Source organism: Qipengyuania sp. ASV99 (assembly GCF_047872805.1).
Classification (GTDB): Bacteria; Pseudomonadota; Alphaproteobacteria; order Sphingomonadales; family Sphingomonadaceae; genus Erythrobacter.
In genome coordinates this window covers 39,966-56,958 of sequence record NZ_JBLQUK010000015.1, presented here as the reverse complement: position 1 = coordinate 56,958, position 16,993 = coordinate 39,966, and the positions used below count along the sequence as shown (strand labels likewise).

At 59.4% G+C, this 16,993-nt stretch carries 28 protein-coding genes; all 28 read right to left on the bottom strand.

Annotated features, from left to right (window positions below):
• Positions 1-67: 67 nt before the first annotated feature.
• The 28 genes from ACM64M_RS13835 to rplD all read right to left on the bottom strand — a co-directional run bounded on the left by ACM64M_RS13835 (position 68) and on the right by rplD (position 16,993).
• Positions 68-1,426, bottom strand: coding sequence for a serine hydrolase domain-containing protein (locus tag ACM64M_RS13835; RefSeq protein ID WP_416229294.1), 1,359 nt, complete (start codon positions 1,424-1,426; stop codon positions 68-70).
• A gap of 86 nt (positions 1,427-1,512) precedes the next feature.
• On the bottom strand, positions 1,513-1,935 hold the full coding sequence (gene rplQ, locus ACM64M_RS13830) for a 50S ribosomal protein L17 (RefSeq protein ID WP_416229293.1): 423 nt from the start codon (positions 1,933-1,935) through the stop codon (positions 1,513-1,515).
• A 168-nt stretch (positions 1,936-2,103) separates the two neighbouring features.
• Positions 2,104-3,159: a DNA-directed RNA polymerase subunit alpha gene (locus ACM64M_RS13825; protein ID WP_416229292.1), complete on the bottom strand. Its 1,056-nt coding sequence runs from the start codon at positions 3,157-3,159 to the stop codon at positions 2,104-2,106.
• A gap of 123 nt (positions 3,160-3,282) precedes the next feature.
• Positions 3,283-3,675, bottom strand: coding sequence for a 30S ribosomal protein S11 (gene rpsK / locus ACM64M_RS13820; protein ID WP_416229291.1), 393 nt, complete (start codon positions 3,673-3,675; stop codon positions 3,283-3,285).
• Positions 3,676-3,748: 73 nt separating this feature from the next.
• Positions 3,749-4,117: a 30S ribosomal protein S13 gene (gene rpsM / locus ACM64M_RS13815; RefSeq protein WP_416229290.1), complete on the bottom strand. Its 369-nt coding sequence runs from the start codon at positions 4,115-4,117 to the stop codon at positions 3,749-3,751.
• A 296-nt stretch (positions 4,118-4,413) separates the two neighbouring features.
• On the bottom strand, positions 4,414-5,178 hold the full coding sequence (locus tag ACM64M_RS13810) for an SRPBCC family protein (protein ID WP_416229289.1): 765 nt from the start codon (positions 5,176-5,178) through the stop codon (positions 4,414-4,416).
• A gap of 62 nt (positions 5,179-5,240) precedes the next feature.
• Entirely contained in the window at positions 5,241-5,888 is a 648-nt protein-coding gene (locus tag ACM64M_RS13805) for an adenylate kinase (RefSeq protein WP_416229288.1), read from the bottom strand.
• A gap of 71 nt (positions 5,889-5,959) precedes the next feature.
• Positions 5,960-7,324, bottom strand: a complete 1,365-nt coding sequence (secY, locus tag ACM64M_RS13800) for a preprotein translocase subunit SecY (RefSeq protein WP_416229287.1) — start codon at positions 7,322-7,324, stop codon at positions 5,960-5,962.
• Positions 7,325-7,484: 160 nt separating this feature from the next.
• On the bottom strand, positions 7,485-8,015 hold the full coding sequence (gene rplO / locus ACM64M_RS13795; RefSeq protein WP_416229286.1) for a 50S ribosomal protein L15: 531 nt from the start codon (positions 8,013-8,015) through the stop codon (positions 7,485-7,487).
• 195 nt (positions 8,016-8,210) lie between these two features.
• Positions 8,211-8,669, bottom strand: coding sequence for a hypothetical protein (locus tag ACM64M_RS13790; RefSeq protein WP_416229285.1), 459 nt, complete (start codon positions 8,667-8,669; stop codon positions 8,211-8,213).
• Between the two features lie 233 nt (positions 8,670-8,902).
• The gene (gene rpmD / locus ACM64M_RS13785) at positions 8,903-9,079 is read right to left on the bottom strand and encodes a 50S ribosomal protein L30 (RefSeq protein ID WP_416229284.1); all 177 of its coding nucleotides are present in this window, start codon (positions 9,077-9,079) and stop codon (positions 8,903-8,905) included.
• 6 nt (positions 9,080-9,085) lie between these two features.
• Entirely contained in the window at positions 9,086-9,850 is a 765-nt protein-coding gene (gene rpsE / locus ACM64M_RS13780; RefSeq protein ID WP_416229283.1) for a 30S ribosomal protein S5, read from the bottom strand.
• A 2-nt stretch (positions 9,851-9,852) separates the two neighbouring features.
• Positions 9,853-10,197: a 50S ribosomal protein L18 gene (gene rplR, locus ACM64M_RS13775; protein WP_416229282.1), complete on the bottom strand. Its 345-nt coding sequence runs from the start codon at positions 10,195-10,197 to the stop codon at positions 9,853-9,855.
• A 1-nt stretch (position 10,198) separates the two neighbouring features.
• Entirely contained in the window at positions 10,199-10,732 is a 534-nt protein-coding gene (rplF, locus tag ACM64M_RS13770; protein WP_416229281.1) for a 50S ribosomal protein L6, read from the bottom strand.
• Positions 10,732-11,127 (bottom strand): 30S ribosomal protein S8, encoded by a 396-nt coding sequence (gene rpsH / locus ACM64M_RS13765; protein ID WP_416229280.1) that lies wholly within the window; start codon positions 11,125-11,127, stop codon positions 10,732-10,734. The genes rplF and rpsH overlap by 1 nt, the downstream gene beginning before the upstream one ends.
• Positions 11,128-11,138: 11 nt before the next feature.
• Positions 11,139-11,444: a 30S ribosomal protein S14 gene (gene rpsN, locus ACM64M_RS13760; RefSeq protein ID WP_416229279.1), complete on the bottom strand. Its 306-nt coding sequence runs from the start codon at positions 11,442-11,444 to the stop codon at positions 11,139-11,141.
• A gap of 67 nt (positions 11,445-11,511) precedes the next feature.
• Positions 11,512-12,093, bottom strand: a complete 582-nt coding sequence (gene rplE, locus ACM64M_RS13755; RefSeq protein WP_416229278.1) for a 50S ribosomal protein L5 — start codon at positions 12,091-12,093, stop codon at positions 11,512-11,514.
• Positions 12,086-12,406 carry a 50S ribosomal protein L24 gene (gene rplX / locus ACM64M_RS13750; protein ID WP_416229277.1) on the bottom strand — a complete coding sequence of 107 codons (321 nt, stop codon included), beginning with the start codon at positions 12,404-12,406 and terminating at the stop codon, positions 12,086-12,088. The genes rplE and rplX overlap by 8 nt, the downstream gene beginning before the upstream one ends.
• 2 nt (positions 12,407-12,408) lie before the next feature.
• Positions 12,409-12,777, bottom strand: coding sequence for a 50S ribosomal protein L14 (gene rplN / locus ACM64M_RS13745; RefSeq protein WP_416229276.1), 369 nt, complete (start codon positions 12,775-12,777; stop codon positions 12,409-12,411).
• An 81-nt stretch (positions 12,778-12,858) separates the two neighbouring features.
• Positions 12,859-13,149, bottom strand: a complete 291-nt coding sequence (gene rpsQ / locus ACM64M_RS13740) for a 30S ribosomal protein S17 (RefSeq protein ID WP_416229275.1) — start codon at positions 13,147-13,149, stop codon at positions 12,859-12,861.
• 10 nt (positions 13,150-13,159) lie between these two features.
• On the bottom strand, positions 13,160-13,372 hold the full coding sequence (gene rpmC / locus ACM64M_RS13735) for a 50S ribosomal protein L29 (RefSeq protein ID WP_416229274.1): 213 nt from the start codon (positions 13,370-13,372) through the stop codon (positions 13,160-13,162).
• Positions 13,372-13,806, bottom strand: coding sequence for a 50S ribosomal protein L16 (gene rplP, locus ACM64M_RS13730; RefSeq protein ID WP_416229273.1), 435 nt, complete (start codon positions 13,804-13,806; stop codon positions 13,372-13,374). The genes rpmC and rplP overlap by 1 nt, the downstream gene beginning before the upstream one ends.
• A 21-nt stretch (positions 13,807-13,827) precedes the next feature.
• On the bottom strand, positions 13,828-14,523 hold the full coding sequence (rpsC, locus tag ACM64M_RS13725; protein WP_416229272.1) for a 30S ribosomal protein S3: 696 nt from the start codon (positions 14,521-14,523) through the stop codon (positions 13,828-13,830).
• A gap of 1 nt (position 14,524) precedes the next feature.
• Complete coding sequence (gene rplV / locus ACM64M_RS13720) at positions 14,525-14,908, bottom strand: 50S ribosomal protein L22 (RefSeq protein WP_416229271.1); 384 nt, start codon at positions 14,906-14,908, stop codon at positions 14,525-14,527.
• Positions 14,908-15,183, bottom strand: a complete 276-nt coding sequence (gene rpsS / locus ACM64M_RS13715; protein ID WP_416229270.1) for a 30S ribosomal protein S19 — start codon at positions 15,181-15,183, stop codon at positions 14,908-14,910. The genes rplV and rpsS overlap by 1 nt, the downstream gene beginning before the upstream one ends.
• 6 nt (positions 15,184-15,189) lie before the next feature.
• The gene (gene rplB / locus ACM64M_RS13710; protein ID WP_416229269.1) at positions 15,190-16,026 is read right to left on the bottom strand and encodes a 50S ribosomal protein L2; all 837 of its coding nucleotides are present in this window, start codon (positions 16,024-16,026) and stop codon (positions 15,190-15,192) included.
• An 8-nt stretch (positions 16,027-16,034) separates the two neighbouring features.
• Complete coding sequence (locus tag ACM64M_RS13705) at positions 16,035-16,343, bottom strand: 50S ribosomal protein L23 (protein ID WP_416229268.1); 309 nt, start codon at positions 16,341-16,343, stop codon at positions 16,035-16,037.
• Positions 16,343-16,993 carry a 50S ribosomal protein L4 gene (gene rplD, locus ACM64M_RS13700; protein WP_416229267.1) on the bottom strand — a complete coding sequence of 217 codons (651 nt, stop codon included), beginning with the start codon at positions 16,991-16,993 and terminating at the stop codon, positions 16,343-16,345. Before rplD ends, ACM64M_RS13705 begins: the two co-directional genes overlap by 1 nt.

Below are 16,993 nucleotides of genomic sequence, written 5' to 3'. Positions count from 1 at the left end.
TTCTGAGGTGATTCTGACCAAGACTGGCAGGAAACGTTCAGGTTTTGATGCCTTTGCCTGAATAACTTCAGTCAAGCGCCGCCAGCACATCGCGGGTAAAGGCGGCAATGTCAAACCGCGAACCCACCGGGTCCTCTCCCCTTCGCACGATCACGACATCGCGGCTTGGCACGATGACGACATATTGCCCGCGATTGCCGAATGCAGCGAAAGTGTCGGGCGGCACGCCATCACTCTTGTTCATCAACCAGAACCCAGCGCCATATCCAAACGCCCCATCGGGCTGCGGTCCTGAAGGGGAGGAGACGTATTCGCGCCAGCCCTTCGGCAGGATACGCGTACCGTCAGGCAGCACACCATCGTTGAGGTAGAGTTGGCCCAACTTCGCCAGGTCCTCGGCTGTGGCCCAAACTTGGCTGGAAAGCACATAGTTCCCCTGCCAGTCAGTTTCCGCCACCGTGTGATGCATACCCAACTTGGCAAAAAATTCGGCAGGCGGATGCGCCTCGAATGTGGCTTCGATAGCTTGCACGGCAGCAAGAGTATCATTGTTGGCATAGCGGAACACCGTGCCCGGCATGTGCAGAAGAGGCCAATCCTGCGCCCGCTCGTCAACCGTCGAGCCTCCCCAATACAGCGGATCGGTCCGATTGCCCGGCGTGTCGGAATAGCGACCGGTTGCCATGCGCAGCGCCTGGTCAATGGTGATGGCGCGGCGCGGGTCGCTTTGGTCAGCGCCCAACCCAGCGGATTGATTGACGTCGATTGCCCCGCGATGGACCGCTGCTCCGACCAATGTTGCCGCGATGCTTTTGGCGACCGACCATGTGCGCTGGGGCTCACCGCGGCGTCCTTCATCAAACTCGGCGACCTTGGTTAAGCCATCGACCAGAACAATGACCGCAGTGCTGCGCGCGCCTTCGCCATAATCGTTGGTGAAAGCTGCTCTTGCAGCATCAGCCAGCGGGCCGCCACCTGCCGAATGCATGACGGTGAAAGGCCTCTCCCAGCTATCGCTTGGCCAACGATCTGTTGCGGGTGCAGAAGCACCAATGGGCAGCACCTTACATCCCGCACCCGCATCATGGCGAGCATAGCGTGGAGCCATGTCAGTTGCCCATTGCACCTCGACATGGTTCACGCGGCCATCAGCTGCGCGAACGATCTCAAAGGGTAGATCACGAATGATTGGGTCAAGCGTGGGATAGATGCCGGTCAGCTCCCATTCGTGCACGCTTTCGGTCGTCCGGGTGAGAGCGCCAGCGTTGCGTTCGGTGTTGGCAATCGCGCTGCACAGCATCAACGCCTTGTAGCCCGCCGCCAGCGCGCGGTCATAGCGGGTGTCGAGGAGCTCCTGCGCGGATTGAGCGGCGGCGGGATTGGCGGCCAGCAACACCGTGGCTGCTGCAAGGGTCAGGTTTCTCATGGACAGCGAAGTTAAAGCCATGCGCACAAAAGAAAAGGGCCAGTGGATCGCTCCACTGGCCCTTCCAAACGTCTTTGCGGCTACGCTTACGCCTCGGCGTATTCGCTTTGCTCGCTCATGACCGGACCGCTGTCCTGACCCTTCGCGTCGACATCGCGGTCGACCAGTTCGATGATTGCCATCGGGGCCGCATCGCTGCCACGATAGCCGGCCTTGACGATGCGGACATAGCCGCCTTCACGGTCGCTGTAACGCTCGGCAAGCGTGCTGAAGAGCTTTTTGAGCTGCGTCTCATCAAGCAGCCGCGACTGCGCCAGACGGCGATTGGAAAGCCCGCCGCGCTTTGCCAGCGTGATCAGCTTTTCAACATAGGGGCGCAGTTCCTTCGCCTTGGGAACGGTGGTCAGGATCTGCTCGTGCTTGATAAGAGCCGCTGCCATATTGCGGAACAGGGCCGTGCGGTGACCCGATTTGCGGCTCAGCTTGCGCTGCGAAATACCGTGACGCATTGAATTTTTCCTTCGTTCGTTATGGGCCCGTATCAGGTAGCCCGTAGCTGGTCGGAAATCGGGGTCCGACCTTCCCCTTTTTGTCATCCCAGCGAACGCTGGGTTCTATGGCGGCAAGCACAACGCCCTTGGCCTGAGACCCCAGCACTCGCTGGGGTGACGGTGTCCTTACCCAAGCAGCTCTTGCTCGAGCTTCTTGGCCATTTCCTCGATGTTCTCAGGCGGCCATCCGGGGATGTCCATGCCCAGACGCAGGCCCATGCTGGAAAGCACTTCCTTGATCTCGTTAAGCGACTTGCGGCCAAAGTTTGGCGTCCGCAGCATCTCGGCTTCGGTTTTCTGGACCAGATCGCCGATATAGATGATGTTGTCGTTCTTGAGGCAATTGGCCGAACGCACCGAAAGTTCCAGTTCGTCGACCTTTTTGAGCAGGTAACGGTTGAGCTGGTTCGCATCGTCTTCCTGCGGGGCTGCAGCGTGGCCGATCATGGCCGACTGCGGCTGCGGGATGCCGTCTTCGAAATGGACGAACAGCGTCAATTGGTCCTGAAGAATGCGCGCAGCATAAGCCACGGCGTCCTCAGGGGAAACAGTGCCATCGGTTTCGACCGTCAGCGAGAGCTTGTCATAATCAAGCTCCTGTCCGACACGGGCATTTTCGACCTTGTAGCTCACCTGACGGACCGGCGAATAAAGCGAATCGATCGGAATAAGCCCAATCGGCGCATCGGCCGGACGGTTGGCGACAGCGGGCGAATAGCCCTTGCCGACATCCGCCGTCAGTTCCATATTCAGCGTCGCGCCTTCATCGAGATGGCACAGGACGAGGTCCTTGTTCATCACTTCAATGTCGCCGGTCACGGCAATATCGCCCGCCTTAACGGTCGCCGGACCGGTCACGGAAAGCTGCAGGCGCTTGGGCCCTTCGCCTTCCATCTTGAGCGCGATCTGCTTCACGTTGAGGACCATGTCGGTCACATCTTCGCGCACGCCAGCAAGGCTCGAAAATTCATGGAGCACGTTCTCGATCTTGATCGAGGTGATCGCGGCACCCTGAAGCGAGGAGAGCAGCACGCGGCGCAGAGCGTTGCCCAGCGTCAAACCAAAGCCGCGTTCGAGCGGCTCGGCGACAAAGGTCGTCTTGCGCTGCTTGTCGCTCCCTTCCTTGATTTCGAGAGCGTTGGGTTTCTTGAGTTCCTGCCAGTTCTTCATGTTGACGGACATGGATTTCCCCTAGTTCGCTTGTCTAAGCGGTTCAAAAAAGAGAGCGGGCCCGGTGCGTCTTTGCCGACGTGGGATCGGACCCGGTGAGCGGCGATGACCAGGCGGCCACCGCCCCGGTTCAGATCAGACCCGGCGGCGCTTTGACGGGCGCACACCGTTGTGCGGGATCGGCGTCACATCGCGGATCGAAGTGATGTTAAAGCCCACAGCGGCGAGACCGCGCAGCGCGCTTTCACGGCCCGATCCCGGACCTTTCACCTCGACTTCAAGCGTGCGAACACCGTGTTCGGCCGCTTTCTTGCCCGCGTCATCCGCAGCAACCTGCGCTGCATACGGGGTTGACTTGCGGCTGCCCTTGAAACCCATCGTGCCGGCGCTGGACCAGCTGATCGCATTGCCCTGAGCATCGGTGATGGTGATCATGGTGTTGTTAAAGCTGGCGTTGATATGCGCAACGCCGCTCGAAATGTTCTTTCTGTCGCGGCGCCTGATTTTGCCGCCCGGTTCGCGTGCCATTGTCTCGTATTCCTTTTAACTGAGGAGGAAGGGAAAAGCGGATCGGGCTGCCCTTGCCGGGCAACCCTGATGCTTACTTCTTCTTCCCTGCGATCGGCTTGGCCTTGCCCTTGCGGGTACGGGCGTTGGTGTGCGTGCGCTGACCGCGAACGGGCAGGCCGTTCCGGTGGCGCAAACCGCGATAGGTGCGCAGATCCATCAGACGCTTGATGTTCATCGCGGTCGTGCGGCGAAGATCGCCTTCGACCTGATGATCGCTGTCAATCGTCTCACGAATACGCAGGATTTCCTCATCGGAAAGATCCTGAACGCGCGCGCTATGCGCAATGCCAAGCTTGTCGGCAATCTGAACAGCCGTGGTGCGGCCAATTCCGTGAATATAGGTCAGCGCGATGATAACGCGCTTGTTGGTGGGGATGTTTACCCCGGCAATACGAGCCACTTAATTCTCCATGCTCCACAGGGTATCCCGATATGAAACCGGCACCCCATCTCAACGCTCAACAAATGACGCGCCCTAACCGTGGCTTTGCCATTCAGGAAAAGCCGCTAGCCCTCCCTTCAAACAGCAAAAGTCCGGTCGGCAAACCACAAGGGCCTTGCCTGCCGGACTGGGTTCGAACGTGTCGAATGAGCGGCGCGCTTACGGTGATTCGGCGGCTGCGTCAACCGGGCAAGCGCAGATATTCTCAGGACCGGCCCCGCCGGGGGAAACGGCGCACCGCCGCCTGCGCCAATTCAACCGTCGCTGAGATCACCAAAAGCATCATCGACCGACGGCGAACCGGGGCCTTCGCCAATCACGGTCTCAGGATCGATTGAAACCGGAGCGTCCGTTGCATCCGTTTCGGCGTCTGTTTCGGACGTGGTTTCCGGCGCAGCCGCCGCCGACGCATCTGCTTCGCTCTCTGCTTCCGGCGCATCGGCAGCAGGTGCCATCTCGGGCCCCCTCACCTGCCCCAGCAATTGCGACAGGCCGCTCAATTGCAAATTCATCACCCCGTCCACCGCGCGCGATATGGCCGGCACCGGGTAACGCATCTGACCGCCGACATTGTATTCCCAGACAATCCGTGTGCCCTCTTCAGTTTCGCTGATCGCCACGGTGAGCACGCCTGTTACCGGCTCGCTTTGCAAGGGGCCCAGCGCGCCGACCATCCGCAAGGCAACCTCAGGATAGGCCTGAACGACGCGCATGTGCTCCACGCTGCCTTCGAGGGTGAAGCGCCCGGGTTCATTCACTTCGGGAATGCGTTCGCAAAAGCACCCGCCCGCTTGCGGCGTCAGCGAAAGGTTGGCGGCATCTGCGGACCAAGTGTGTTCGCTCGACCACCACCGCGCCGGGCTGATGAGGGCGAGCCACGTGGCTTTGGGGTCGGCCTCCACCACTGCTTCGGCGCGGGTGATGAAGTGATCCTGTCCGGCTTCGACCACTTCGGCCTGCGCTGGCAACGCCCCGAAGGCCAGCGCCGCGCCAGTGAGAGAAATAATTGATCTGCGCAAGATTGCGTCCTCCTTGTCACGCATGACTAGGCGAACTGCCGGGCACTGGAAAGCCCAATGGACTATCCGGCGAGCACTGCATCGATTGCGCCGGCCACTTCGTCGATCCCGGCCATGCCGTCGATCCGGGCAACCAGACCGCGCGCTTCATAGGCTGGCAGGATTGGTGCTGTCTTGGCGCGGTATTCGTCCATACGGGTGCGCACCGTTTCTTCGTTGTCATCGGGGCGGCGCTTGAATTCAGTTGATCCGCAAACGTCGCAAACGCCGTCCTTGGCAGGCGGGTTTGCGGTGTCGTGATACAGCGCGCCGCAATTGCCACAGGAAAAGCGACCGGTGATCCGTTCGACCAATGCATCGACATTCACTTCAAGCTCAATAACATGATCGAGCGTGCGGCCATGTTTGGCCAGCAGCTCGTCCAGCTGTTCGCCTTGCGCCGCAGTGCGCGGATAGCCGTCAAAGATGGCCCCGGTGCCAGTGTCCAGAGCGGCAAGGTTTTCATCGATCAGCGAAGATACGATCTCATCTGAAACCAGCTCACCCCGGTCCATGACCGCCTTGGCCGCTAGCCCGACCGGTGTTTGTTCCTTGACCGCCGCGCGCAACATATCGCCGGTCGACAGCTGTTTCATGCCATGGCGTTCGACCAGCCCTGCGCTTTGCGTGCCCTTGCCCGCACCGGGAGGACCAAGAAGAATGATGTTCAAAGAACCAACCCCCTAATGTCACGCGATCGCCTGCGCCGCGTGTCTGATTGCTGCCCGAAAGAATTCAGACGTTAACGCATGCGGCCCTTCAGCTTCGCCTTCTTGATCAGATCGCCATATTGATGCGCCAACAGATGCGATTGCACCTGGCTGATCGTATCGACCGTCACGTTGACGACGATGAGCAGACTGGTCCCGCCAAGGAACAACGGAATGCCGGTTTGGGCGATCATGTATTCGGGCACCACGCAGACCACGGTCAGGTAAAACGCGCCGACCACGGTGATGCGGGTCAGGACATATTCGAGATAATCTGAGGTGCGCTTGCCGGGGCGAACGCCGGGAATGAAGCCGCCGTTCTTCTTCAGGTTCTCCGCGTTCTCTTCCGGATCGAACACGACTGCGGTGTAGAAAAAGCAGAAGAACACAATCCCGAGAGCATACAGCAACATGTAGATCACCTGACCATGCGCAAGATATTGGTTCAGCGTCACGATCACCGAGCCAAAGCCGCTGCTCGTATCCACCGAATTGCCCGCGAATGACGAAATCGTCAAAGGCAGCAACAGCAGCGAACTGGCGAAGATTGGCGGAATCACGCCTGCGGTGTTGAGTTTTAGCGGAAGATAGGAGTTTTCCGCCTGCATCATGCCGCGCTGAGTGGCCCGCTTGGGATATTGGATCAGCAACCGCCGCTGCGCCCGCTCGACATAGCTGATGAGCAGGATCAACGCTGCGACCATGATCAGAAAACCAATAATGATAGCAGGAGCAATAGCGCCGGTGCGTCCGCCTTCAAACATGTTGGAGGCAAAGGTCGGGAACTGCGCGACAATGCCCGCCATGATAATCAGCGAAACGCCGTTGCCGATCCCGCGCGAGGTAATCTGTTCGCCCAGCCACAGCAGGAACATGGTGCCGCCGACAAGGCTGATGACGGCACCAGCGCGGAAACCATAGCCGGGGTTGATGACCGCCTCGATGCCCTGTGTGCTGGCATAGCTTTCAAGGCCCGTTGCCAAGAACCAGCCCTGAATCGCGCAAAGGAATACCGTGCCATAACGGGTGTATTGGTTGAGTTTCTGCCGCCCGGTCGCGCCCTCTTTCTTGAGAGCGGCAAGCGTAGGGTGCAATGCCGAAGCCATCTGCACCACGATCGAGGCTGTGATATAGGGCATGACACCCAGCGCGATGAGGCTCATATTGGCCAGCGCACCGCCGGTAAAGGCGTTGAACAGATCGACAATCGTGCCCTGCGACCGCGCCGCCAGCTCATCAAGAGCGAGCGGGTTGATCCCCGGCAGCGGCACGAAGCTGAGGAACCGAAAGACGATCAGCGCTCCGATGGTGAACCAGATGCGTTGCCGCAACTCGGTCGCCTGAGCGAAGTTTCCGAGGTTCAGATTGCTGGCGATGTTATCGGCGCGTGATGCCATGGTCTCTTGTCGATCCTAGACTTTTTGACCGGACGTGCCCGGTCATGCAGGCATAGATAGGAACAGCGCGAAGGATTGTCGAACCCCCGGCCCGAAAATATCATCGCCCCGGTCAGATGCAGCCAGGATTGCCGCATCCATCCGAGGCGATGTAGCTATCTTACTTCGCTGCGGCCTTTGCAGCGGTGTTGGCTGCACGGCGCGCAGCTTTCTTTTCATGTTCGGGCTGAGCGGGCGCAGCCACTTCGACGCTGCCGCCAGCCTTTTCAACAGCGGCAATTGCGCCCTTGGTCGCGCCGGTTACAAAGACTTTCACCTTGGCGGTGATCTCACCCTTGCCCAGCAACCGGACGCCGTCCTTGCCGCCGCGCACCAGGCCGCAGTCCCGCAGCGCAGCTTCAGTGATATCTGCCTTCGCATCAAGATTGCCGGCGTCGATGAATTTCTGCACCATGCCGGTATTCACCTCGGCAAAATCCTTGCCAAACGGATTGTTGAAACCGCGCTTTGGCAGGCGCATGTGGAGCGGCATCTGCCCGCCTTCAAAGCCCTTTACGGCAACGCCGGAACGGCTCTTCTGGCCTTTCTGGCCGCGCGCGGCGGTCTTGCCCTTGCCTGAGCCGATACCACGGCCGACACGCATACGCCCTTTACGGGCACCATCATTGTCACGGATGTCGTTAAGTTTCATGTGCACTCGCTTTCGCTTTCTTACGGCCCTTCGACGGGCTGCGCGCTATGGGAAGCGGGGCCGATAGCGAAGGTTGCGCGGCGGTGCAAGGGTCTATTGCGGATGCAGGGCGCAGTGCCGCCAAAGTCGTGGGCAGGGAAAAGGCCATTGAATGGCCTCTGCCCCGCCCCAAACTTCAACGCAGCAGTGCCGCGATCACCGCTGAGCGTAAACGCCGACGCCGTAATAGCAGGGTTCAACGCTGCAAGTAATCATCCGCGTCCGCAGCGAAAAGCGCGCCGAACGGATCGGGGTCACTTCAACGATCGGCGTGTCGTCAACCAGAACGTCCTCATCAATCAGATTGCCGTTCTCATCATAGAGCCACATGTCGATATCGCTGCAATCGCGGTCGCACTGTGCGATCATCATATAGCTGGTGCCCGAATTGAGATCGAGCGTCACAGTGCGTTCTTCGCTATTGCGCAGCTGCCCGTTATAACGGGCGTGGCTCGACGAGAATCCGCGCGAATTGGCGATATTCTGGGTCAGGTTCAACAGGCGATTGACCTCTTCCTCATACGAACTTTGCGCAATAGTCGGAACCGCTGCACCCAATGCCAGAACCGCAGCACAGACAGTGACCGCACCAATTTTCATCTTATTTACAGACATTTACCACACCCCCTAAATATGCCGAAGAACCGCCAAGCGTCCCACCAACACGGTTCATATCACCGCACTGAGCGCTGCACTAGCACGAAGGCGACAGCCCCCTGTGTCTAACAGTCTTTGTCACTCGCGCCGATCCAAGTGGCGAGCCGCAACACTTTCAAACACAAAGCAAAAAGCCCGCCATGCACAAAGCATAGCGGGCTTTTCAAAACCTTTCGCACTTGTGCGAGTGGTCAGTCGATGACCTGCACCAGATGCGGGATCTTGGCGATCGCGCCGCGCACTTCGGGAGTGTCCTGACGCTCTACGATCTTGTTCATCTTATTCAGCCCAAGACCGATGAGGATCTTGCGCTGGCTTTCGGGGCGGCGGATCGGCGAACCGATCTGCTTGATCTTGACGGTAGCCATTAGCTGTTACTCCACAATCGCAGCGGCATCGGCCTCTGCTTCAGCTGCGCTCACCTGACCGCCGCGGCCAAGCAGGTCAGCGACCTTCTTGCCCCGGCGCTGAGCCACCGACTTCGGCGAAGTCTGATCGGTCAGCGCGTCAAAAGTGGCGCGGATCATGTTGTAGGGGTTCGATGTCCCGACCGATTTGGTCACCACATCGGCCACACCCAGGCTTTCGAAGACAGCGCGCATTGGGCCGCCAGCGATGATGCCGGTCCCAGCAGGCGCGGTGCGAACGGTGACCTTGCCGGCGCCAAACCGGCCATTGCCGTCATGGTGCAGAGTGCGGCCCTCCTTCAAGGGCACGCGGATCATTTTCTTGCGCGCCGCTGCGGTTGCCTTGGTAATCGCCTCGGGCACTTCGCGGGCCTTGCCGTGGCCAAAGCCGACGCGGCCCTGACCATCGCCAACCACCACGAGCGCAGCAAAACCAAAGCGCTTACCGCCCTTCACCGTCTTGGAGACGCGGTTGATGTGCACCAGTTTCTCGATGATGCCATCATCTTCTTCCTGCCGGCCACCGCGATTGTTGTCACGGCCACCGCGACCACGGCCGCGATCGCCGCCGCCGCCTTCACGGTTGCCACCGCGCCCGCGCCCGCGGCCCTGACGGGCGTTACCGTCATCGGCCTGTGCCGGAGACTGATTGTCTGCCGCTTCCGAAGGGGTCTGCGCCGAAGCAGGCACAGCGTTGTTTTCGGTTTGGTTTTCGATGTTCTCGTCAGCCATAATCAGAACTCCAGCCCGCCTTCGCGGGCGGCATCGGCCAACGCTTTTACGCGGCCATGAAACAGGAACCCGCCGCGATCGAACACGACAGTGGTGACGCCGGCTTTCTTCGCAGCAGCGGCGATGTCCTTGCCAACCTGCACCGCAGCATCGACATTTGCGCCCGATGCCTTGGCCCCGAGGGTGGATGCAGCGGCAACGGTCTTGCCCTGAGCATCGTCGATGATCTGCGCGTAGATGTGGCGGCCCGTGCGGTGCACCGACAAACGCGGCTTACCACCCGAACGCGCGCGCAGCGCGGTGCGGACACGGCGGCGACGCCGTTCAAAGAGGGAAAGTTTTGCCATCTTACTTCTTCTTCCCTTCCTTGCGGAAGATATACTCGCCGCGATACTTGATACCCTTGCCCTTGTAAGGTTCAGGCTTGCGGAATTCGCGGACTTCGGCAGCAAACTGGCCAACAGCCTGTTTGTCCATTCCGGAAATCTCGACCGTGGTCTGATCAGGCGTGTTCACCGTGATACCAGCCGGCACATCAAGATCGACATCGTGGCTGAAACCCAGTTCCAGCTTCAATGTCTGTCCCTGCGCCTTGGCACGGTAGCCGACCCCGGTGATCTCAAGCGTCTTGGTGAACCCATCGGTCACGCCCTCGACCAGGTTCGACACTAGCGTGCGCTGCATACCCCAGAAGGAACGCGCCTGCTTGCTATCGTTGGCCGGGTTGACCGCGATCTGACCCTCTTCGATCTTGTAATCGATCAGGTCCGACATGCCCATCGAAAGGGTGCCCTTCGGACCCTTCACGCTCAACGTGCCATTGTCGATGTTGACCGTAACCCCTGCCGGGATTGCGACCGCCTTTTTACCAATGCGGCTCATCAGAAGACCTCCGCAAGCACTTCGCCGCCGACCTTGTTTTCGCGGGCTTCGCTGTCCGAAAGGACGCCGCGCGGGGTCGAGACGATGGTGATGCCAAGTCCGTTGCGCACAGTCGGGAGGTCTTTCGAACCCGAATAGACGCGGCGGCCCGGCTTGGAGACGCGCGCGACATGCTTGATCGCCGGCTCGCCTTCGAAATATTTCAGTTCAATCCGCAGCGCCTTGTGCTTGCCGGACTCGTCTTCGCTGTAGCCGCGAATATACCCTTCGCGGGTGAGCACTTCGAGAACATTTGCGCGCAGCTTGGAAGCGGGCGAGAGGACGCTGTCCTTCTTCGCCTGCTGGCCGTTGCGGATACGGGTGAGCATATCACCCAGGGGATCGGTCATTGCCATCTGTCAGTTCCTCACCAGCTCGACTTCGTCAGGCCGGGGATCATGCCCCTTGTGCCGAGTTGACGCAGTTCGATGCGGTTGATGCCGAACTTGCGGTAATAGCCGCGCGGGCGGCCGGTGGTCGCGCAGCGATTGCGCACGCGGGTCGGGTTCCCGTTGCGGGGAATCTCGGCCATCTTCAGCCGCGCCATCAGCCGGTCGCCCTCATCAAGGCTTTCGTCATCGGCAACCGCCTTCAGCTTTTCGTATTTCGCTGCATATTTCTGAACGAGCTTCTTGCGACGCTCATTCTTGTTGATCGAACTCAGTTTCGCCATTGGACTTAAGCTCTCTTCTCTTGTGTCGTTTCGGTCATCAAAGGGCTCCGCATAATGCCACGGGGGCTTATGCCGCTTCCTTCTGCTCGCCAGCTTCGCCCTGGAAGGGGAAGCCGAACAGTCGCAGAAGCTCGCGGGCCTCTTCGTCGGTCTTGGCAGTGGTGGTCACGATGATGTCCATCCCCCGCACTTTTTCAATCTTGTCATAGCTGATCTCGGGGAACACGATCTGCTCCTTGAGACCCATCGCGTAATTGCCGCGTCCATCGAAGGACTTGGCATTCACACCGCGAAAGTCGCGGATACGAGGCATGGCGATGGTCACCAGACGGTCGAGAAATTCGTACATGCGTTCGCGGCGCAAGGTGACCTTGCAACCGATAGGCATGCCTTCGCGCAGCTTGAACTGCGCGATCGACTTCTTGGCCTTGGTGATCACCGGCTTCTGGCCTGCAATCAGCGCCATTTCTTCGGCGGCCGTCTGGACCTTCTTTTTGTCCTGGCTCGCCTCGCCCACGCCCATGTTGAGCGTGATCTTTTCAAGCCGCGGAACCTGAAGGCGGTTGGTGTAACCAAACTTCTCTGTCATCGCTTTGACGATTTCGTCTTCAAACTTCGTCTTGAGACGCGGAGTGTAATTATCAGTCATTGACGACCTCCCCACTCTTTACGGCCACGCGCACCTTCTTGCCGTCCTTGATTTCGAACCGGACGCGGGTGGGCGAACCATCCTTGGGATCAGCCAGAGCTACCTTGGAGATGTGCATCGGTGCCGGGAACCGGTCGATACCGCCTTGAGGGTTTTGCTGGCTTGGCTTGCGATGACGGGCCGCGACATTGACGCCGTCAACCACCAGCTTGCCTTCTTTCGGCATGACCTTGCTGACGGTGCCGGTGCGGCCCTTGTCCTTGCCCGAAAGCACGACGACGCTGTCGCCCTTCTTGATCTTTGCAGCACCCATGATCAGAGCACCTCCGGCGCGAGCGAAATAATCTTCATGAAGCCGCGCCCGCGCAGTTCGCGCACCACCGGGCCAAAGATACGGGTGCCAATCGGCTCCTCGTTCTTGTTGACCAGGACAGCGGCATTGCTGTCGAAACGGATCACGCTGCCATCATTGCGGCGGACTTCTTTGCGGGTGCGAACGATCACGGCGCGATGAACATCGCCCTTCTTCACCTTCGCACGCGGCTGGGCCTCTTTAACAGAGACGACGATCACGTCGCCAACGGAGGCAAACCGACGCTTCGACCCGCCCAGCACCTTAATGCACTGGACGCGCTTTGCGCCGCTGTTGTCCGCGACGTCGAGATTGGACTGCATCTGGATCATGGATCCGGTTCCTTCTCATTGGCTTGCCAGAACCAGTCTGGCAGTTCCGATTACGCCTGCCCCGCCAAAGCGGGGATCAATTCAATTTCCAGCCGCCTCGGCATCGAGGTTGGCTTCGATGGCCTGCACTCCGCCAGCCACAACCCGGTCCTTGACGGCCCAGCTTTTGGTCTTGGAGATCGGCCTCGTTTCTTCGATCCGCACAACATCGCCAATCGTGTATTCATTGGTCTCGTCATGCGCGTGATACTTCTTCGAACGGCGGATAATCTTCCCGTAAAGCGGGTGCTTCACCTTGCGTTCGACCAGCACGGTCACGGTTTTGTCGGTCTTGTCGGAGGTGACAGTCCCGACCAGGATACGTTTCGGCATTGTCTACTCCTTACGCCTTCACGGCCGCGGCTTTGGCCACGCGCTCGTTTTGCAGCGTTTTGATCTGAGCGATCGAGCGACGCACTTCACGAATTCGCGAAGGCTTGTCGAGCTGGTTGGTCGCGGCCTGAAAACGCAGATTGAACTGTTCGCGCTTGAGCTCAGTCAGCTCGGCAACCAGCTGATCGTCAGTCTTCGCGCGAAGGTCTTCGGTGGTGGCCATTATTCGCCTCCAAGATGCGAGGTGTCGCCAAACCGGGCAACAACCTTCGTTTTAATCGGCAGCTTCATCGCTGCGCGTTCAAACGCGAGCGCTGCAACCTGGCCGGGAACCCCGTCAAGTTCAAACAGGATCCGGCCGGGCTTTACCCGAGCGGCCCAATATTCGACCGAGCCCTTGCCCTTACCCTGACGCACTTCGGCAGGCTTCTTGGACACTGGAACGTCGGGGAAGACGCGGATCCAGAGCCGGCCCTGACGCTTCATCGCGCGGGTGATGGCACGGCGAGCCGCTTCGATCTGGCGCGCGGTGAGCCGGTCAGGCTCAAGCGCCTTGAGGCCATAGGAACCAAAGTTCAGCGTGGTGCCGCCTTTGGCTTCGCCCTTGATCCGACCCTTGAAGGCCTTGCGATACTTGGTTTTCTTAGGTTGCAGCATGGTTTTTTCCTAGTCCTGCAATCAGCGAGCAGGCCGGACGCCGGAAGTCTGAGCTTCCATCATCAGGCGGTCTTGCGCGGTTGGATCGTGAGCCAGAATCTCGCCCTTGAAGATCCACACCTTGATGCCGATGATCCCGTAAGCGGTCAGCGCTTCGGTTTCAGCATAATCGATGTTCGCACGCAGCGTGTGGAGCGGAACGCGGCCTTCGCGGTACCATTCGACGCGGGCGATTTCAGCGCCGCCGAGACGGCCGCCGCATACGATCTTGATACCTTCAGCACCCAGACGCAGCGCCGATTGCACCGCGCGCTTCATCGCGCGGCGGAACGCAACACGGCGAACCAGCTGATCGGCGATCCCCTGAGCAACGAGCTTGGCATCAATTTCCGGCTTGCGGATTTCGACGATGTTGAGCTTCACTTCGCTTTTGGTCAAAGTGGCCAGCTTGCTGCGCAGCTTTTCAATGTCCGCACCCTTTTTGCCAATGATGACACCGGGACGGGCCGCATAGATCGAAACACGGCACAATTTGGCTGGACGCTCAATCACCACTTTGGAAATCGCCGCCTGCGGCAGATTGGCAAAGATGTATTTGCGAATCTTGATGTCCTCGGCCAGCAGACCGGCATAGTCACGCCCTTCGGCGTACCAGCGGCTGTCCCAGGTGCGGTTGATCTGCAGACGCAGACCGATCGGATTGCTCTTCTGACCCATCTTACGCCTCTTCTTCCTCGTGTTCGCGAACCACGATGCGCAGTTTGCTGAACGGTTTCAGGATGCGGGTCGATTTGCCGCGGCCACGGGTGTGAAACCGCTTCATGGTGATCGATTTGCCGACCGAAGCTTCCGCAACGATCAGGGCGTCGACGTCCAGATCGTGGTTGTTTTCGGCATTGGCGATCGCCGAAGCGAGCACCTTGCTGGCATCCCTGGCCATCGCCTTCTTGGAGAAGGAGAGGATGTTCAAGGCCTCCTCGGCTTTCTTGCCGCGAATCAGTTGCGCAACGAGGTTGAGCTTTTGCGCCGACCCGCGAATCTGCGTGCCAACGGCCAGTGCCTCATTATCCGCAACGCGGCGGGGGGATTTTTGCTTGCCCATTATCGCTTACCCTTCTTGTCGGCAGCGTGACCGGGAAAGCTGCGCGTGGGCGAAAATTCGCCGAGCTTGTGACCGACCATCTCTTCCGACACCGAGACGGGGATGAACTTGTGACCGTTATAAACGTTGAACGTCAGACCAACGAACTGCGGCAGGATGGTGGAGCGGCGCGACCAGGTCTTGATCGGCTTGTTGCTGCTTGCTTCCTGTGCGTTCTCTGCCTTTTTCAGCAGGCTGAGTTCGACAAACGGACCTTTCCAGACGGAACGTGCCATCGTGTCTTACCTCTTCTTCTTCGCGTGACGCGAACGGATAATCATCTTGTCCGTCTGCTTGTTCTTACGAGTCCGGGCACCCTTGGTCGGCTTGCCCCATGGGGTCACCGGATGACGGCCACCGCTGGTGCGGCCTTCGCCGCCGCCATGCGGGTGATCGACCGGGTTCTTGGCCACGCCGCGAGTAAGTGGACGGCGACCCTTCCACCGGGTGCGGCCAGCCTTGCCGAAATTCTGGTTCTGGTTGTCAGGGTTCGAAACCGCGCCAACCGTGCCCATGCAATCGCCGCGAATATAGCGCTGTTCGCCCGAATTAAGGCGCACCATCACCATCCCGCGATCACGCCCGACGACCTGCACATAGGCCCCGGCGCTACGAGCAATCTGACCGCCCTTGCCCGGCTTCATTTCCACATTGTGGCAAATGGTGCCGACCGGCATCTGGCTCAGAAGCATGGCATTGCCCGGCTTCGTATCGGTCTTTTCGCCAGCAACTACCGTATCGCCGACAGCCAGTCGCTGAGGGCAGATGATGTAATTCAACTCGCCGTCCTCGTACTTCACGAGAGCGATGAAGGCGGTGCGGTTGGGGTCATACTCGATCCGCTCAACGGTCGCGGGAGCATCCCACTTCCGACGTTTGAAATCGATGAAGCGATATTTCTGCTTGTGACCACCCGCGATCCCGCGCGAGGTCACATGCCCCTTGTTGTTGCGTCCACCGGTCTTGCGCTTGCCTTCGGTGAGCGATTTAATCGGACCGCCTTTGTGGAGACCCGATTTATCGATCAGAATAAGGCCGCGGCGCGCCGGGCTTGTCGGTTTGTAGTTCTTGAGTGCCATGATCCGCCTCAGATACCGCTGGTGATGTCGATCATCTCGCCATCAGCGAGCGTCACAACAGCCTTTTTGAAATCCGAACGCTTGTAGGGTCTGCCCTTCCAGCGCTTCGTCTTTCCCTTGGTGAGAATGGTGTTCACCGATGCGACCTTCTTGTCATAGATCGCCTCGATCGCTTCCTTGATCTGCGGCTTGGTCGCATCCGTCGCCACCTTAAACACCACCGCATTGTTTTCCGACGCGAGCGTCGATTTCTCGGTGATGTGGGGCGCAAGGATCACATCGTAATGCCGCGCGTCAATGTCCTGCTTCTTAGCCATTACTTAGCGCCTCCCGTGAGGGCGAAACGCGCCTCCAGCTTGGCGACCGCGTCCGTTGTCAGGACCAGCGTGTCGTGGTTGAGGATGTCATAGACATTGGCACCCATCGCCGGCATCACATTGATCCCGGGCAGATTGCCTGCAGCCTTGCGGAAACCGTCATTGACCGCATCACCGTCAATCACGAGCACTTTTCCGATGAAGCCCGCCTTGTCGAGCTGCCCCTTGAGCGCCTTGGTCTTGATATCGGCGAGTTCGAGGCTGTCGACCACGACCAAGCCATCCTTCGCCTTGGTCGAAAGCGCCATCTTAAGGCCAAGCGAGCGGATTTTCTTGTTCAGCGAGGGATCAAAGTCACGCTTGCGCGCACCGTGAGCCTTACCACCGCCGATAAAGATCGGAGCACCGCGATTGCCGTGGCGAGCGCCGCCGGAACCTTTCTGTGCACCGAATTTCTTACCCGTCCGCGCAACATCGGCACGTTCACGCGTCGGACGCGCGGTGGCGCGGCGCTTTTCAAGCTGCCAGGTCACGATCCGGTGGAGGATGTCTGCACGCGGTTCAACGCCGAACACGGCATCATTGAGTTCGATATCGCCCGCCGCGCCGGTAACCTTTGCGCCGTCGATTTTCTGGACCTTCACCTTCAT

Bases quoted from the DNA above. Each gene is read 5' to 3' on its own strand.
- ACM64M_RS13790 (WP_416229285.1), bottom strand. From the start codon at position 8,669: ATGTCTGTAAATAAGATGAAAATTGGTGCGGTCACTGTCTGTGCTGCG.
- rplB (WP_416229269.1), bottom strand. From the start codon at position 16,026: ATGGCACTCAAGAACTACAAACCGACAAGCCCGGCGCGCCGCGGCCTT.
- secY (WP_416229287.1), bottom strand. From the start codon at position 7,324: ATGGCATCACGCGCCGATAACATCGCCAGCAATCTGAACCTCGGAAAC.
- rplR (WP_416229282.1), bottom strand. From the start codon at position 10,197: ATGGCAAAACTTTCCCTCTTTGAACGGCGTCGCCGCCGTGTCCGCACC.
- rpsS (WP_416229270.1), bottom strand. From the start codon at position 15,183: ATGGCACGTTCCGTCTGGAAAGGTCCGTTTGTCGAACTCAGCCTGCTG.
- rplN (WP_416229276.1), bottom strand. From the start codon at position 12,777: ATGATCCAGATGCAGTCCAATCTCGACGTCGCGGACAACAGCGGCGCA.
- rpsN (WP_416229279.1), bottom strand. From the start codon at position 11,444: ATGGCGAAACTGAGTTCGATCAACAAGAATGAGCGTCGCAAGAAGCTC.
- rpsK (WP_416229291.1), bottom strand. From the start codon at position 3,675: ATGGCACGCGAACCGGGCGGCAAAATCAGGCGCCGCGACAGAAAGAAC.
- rpmC (WP_416229274.1), bottom strand. From the start codon at position 13,372: ATGGCCACCACCGAAGACCTTCGCGCGAAGACTGACGATCAGCTGGTT.
- rplF (WP_416229281.1), bottom strand. From the start codon at position 10,732: ATGAGCCGCATTGGTAAAAAGGCGGTCGCAATCCCGGCAGGGGTTACG.
- ACM64M_RS13705 (WP_416229268.1), bottom strand. From the start codon at position 16,343: ATGGCTAAGAAGCAGGACATTGACGCGCGGCATTACGATGTGATCCTT.
- rpsE (WP_416229283.1), bottom strand. From the start codon at position 9,850: ATGGCTGACGAGAACATCGAAAACCAAACCGAAAACAACGCTGTGCCT.
- rplV (WP_416229271.1), bottom strand. From the start codon at position 14,908: ATGGGCAAGCAAAAATCCCCCCGCCGCGTTGCGGATAATGAGGCACTG.
- rpsC (WP_416229272.1), bottom strand. From the start codon at position 14,523: ATGGGTCAGAAGAGCAATCCGATCGGTCTGCGTCTGCAGATCAACCGC.
- ACM64M_RS13825 (WP_416229292.1), bottom strand. From the start codon at position 3,159: ATGTCCGTCAACATGAAGAACTGGCAGGAACTCAAGAAACCCAACGCT.
- rpsQ (WP_416229275.1), bottom strand. From the start codon at position 13,149: ATGCCGAAACGTATCCTGGTCGGGACTGTCACCTCCGACAAGACCGAC.
- rplP (WP_416229273.1), bottom strand. From the start codon at position 13,806: ATGCTGCAACCTAAGAAAACCAAGTATCGCAAGGCCTTCAAGGGTCGG.
- rplO (WP_416229286.1), bottom strand. From the start codon at position 8,015: ATGAAACTTAACGACATCCGTGACAATGATGGTGCCCGTAAAGGGCGT.
- rpmD (WP_416229284.1), bottom strand. From the start codon at position 9,079: ATGGCTACCGTCAAGATCAAGCAGATCGGTTCGCCGATCCGCCGCCCC.
- rpsH (WP_416229280.1), bottom strand. From the start codon at position 11,127: ATGGCAATGACCGATCCCCTGGGTGATATGCTCACCCGTATCCGCAAC.
- rplD (WP_416229267.1), bottom strand. From the start codon at position 16,993: ATGAAGGTGAAGGTCCAGAAAATCGACGGCGCAAAGGTTACCGGCGCG.
- rplX (WP_416229277.1), bottom strand. From the start codon at position 12,406: ATGGGTGCTGCAAAGATCAAGAAGGGCGACAGCGTCGTCGTGCTTTCG.
- rplE (WP_416229278.1), bottom strand. From the start codon at position 12,093: ATGACTGATAATTACACTCCGCGTCTCAAGACGAAGTTTGAAGACGAA.
- rplQ (WP_416229293.1), bottom strand. From the start codon at position 1,935: ATGCGTCACGGTATTTCGCAGCGCAAGCTGAGCCGCAAATCGGGTCAC.
- ACM64M_RS13835 (WP_416229294.1), bottom strand. From the start codon at position 1,426: ATGAGAAACCTGACCCTTGCAGCAGCCACGGTGTTGCTGGCCGCCAAT.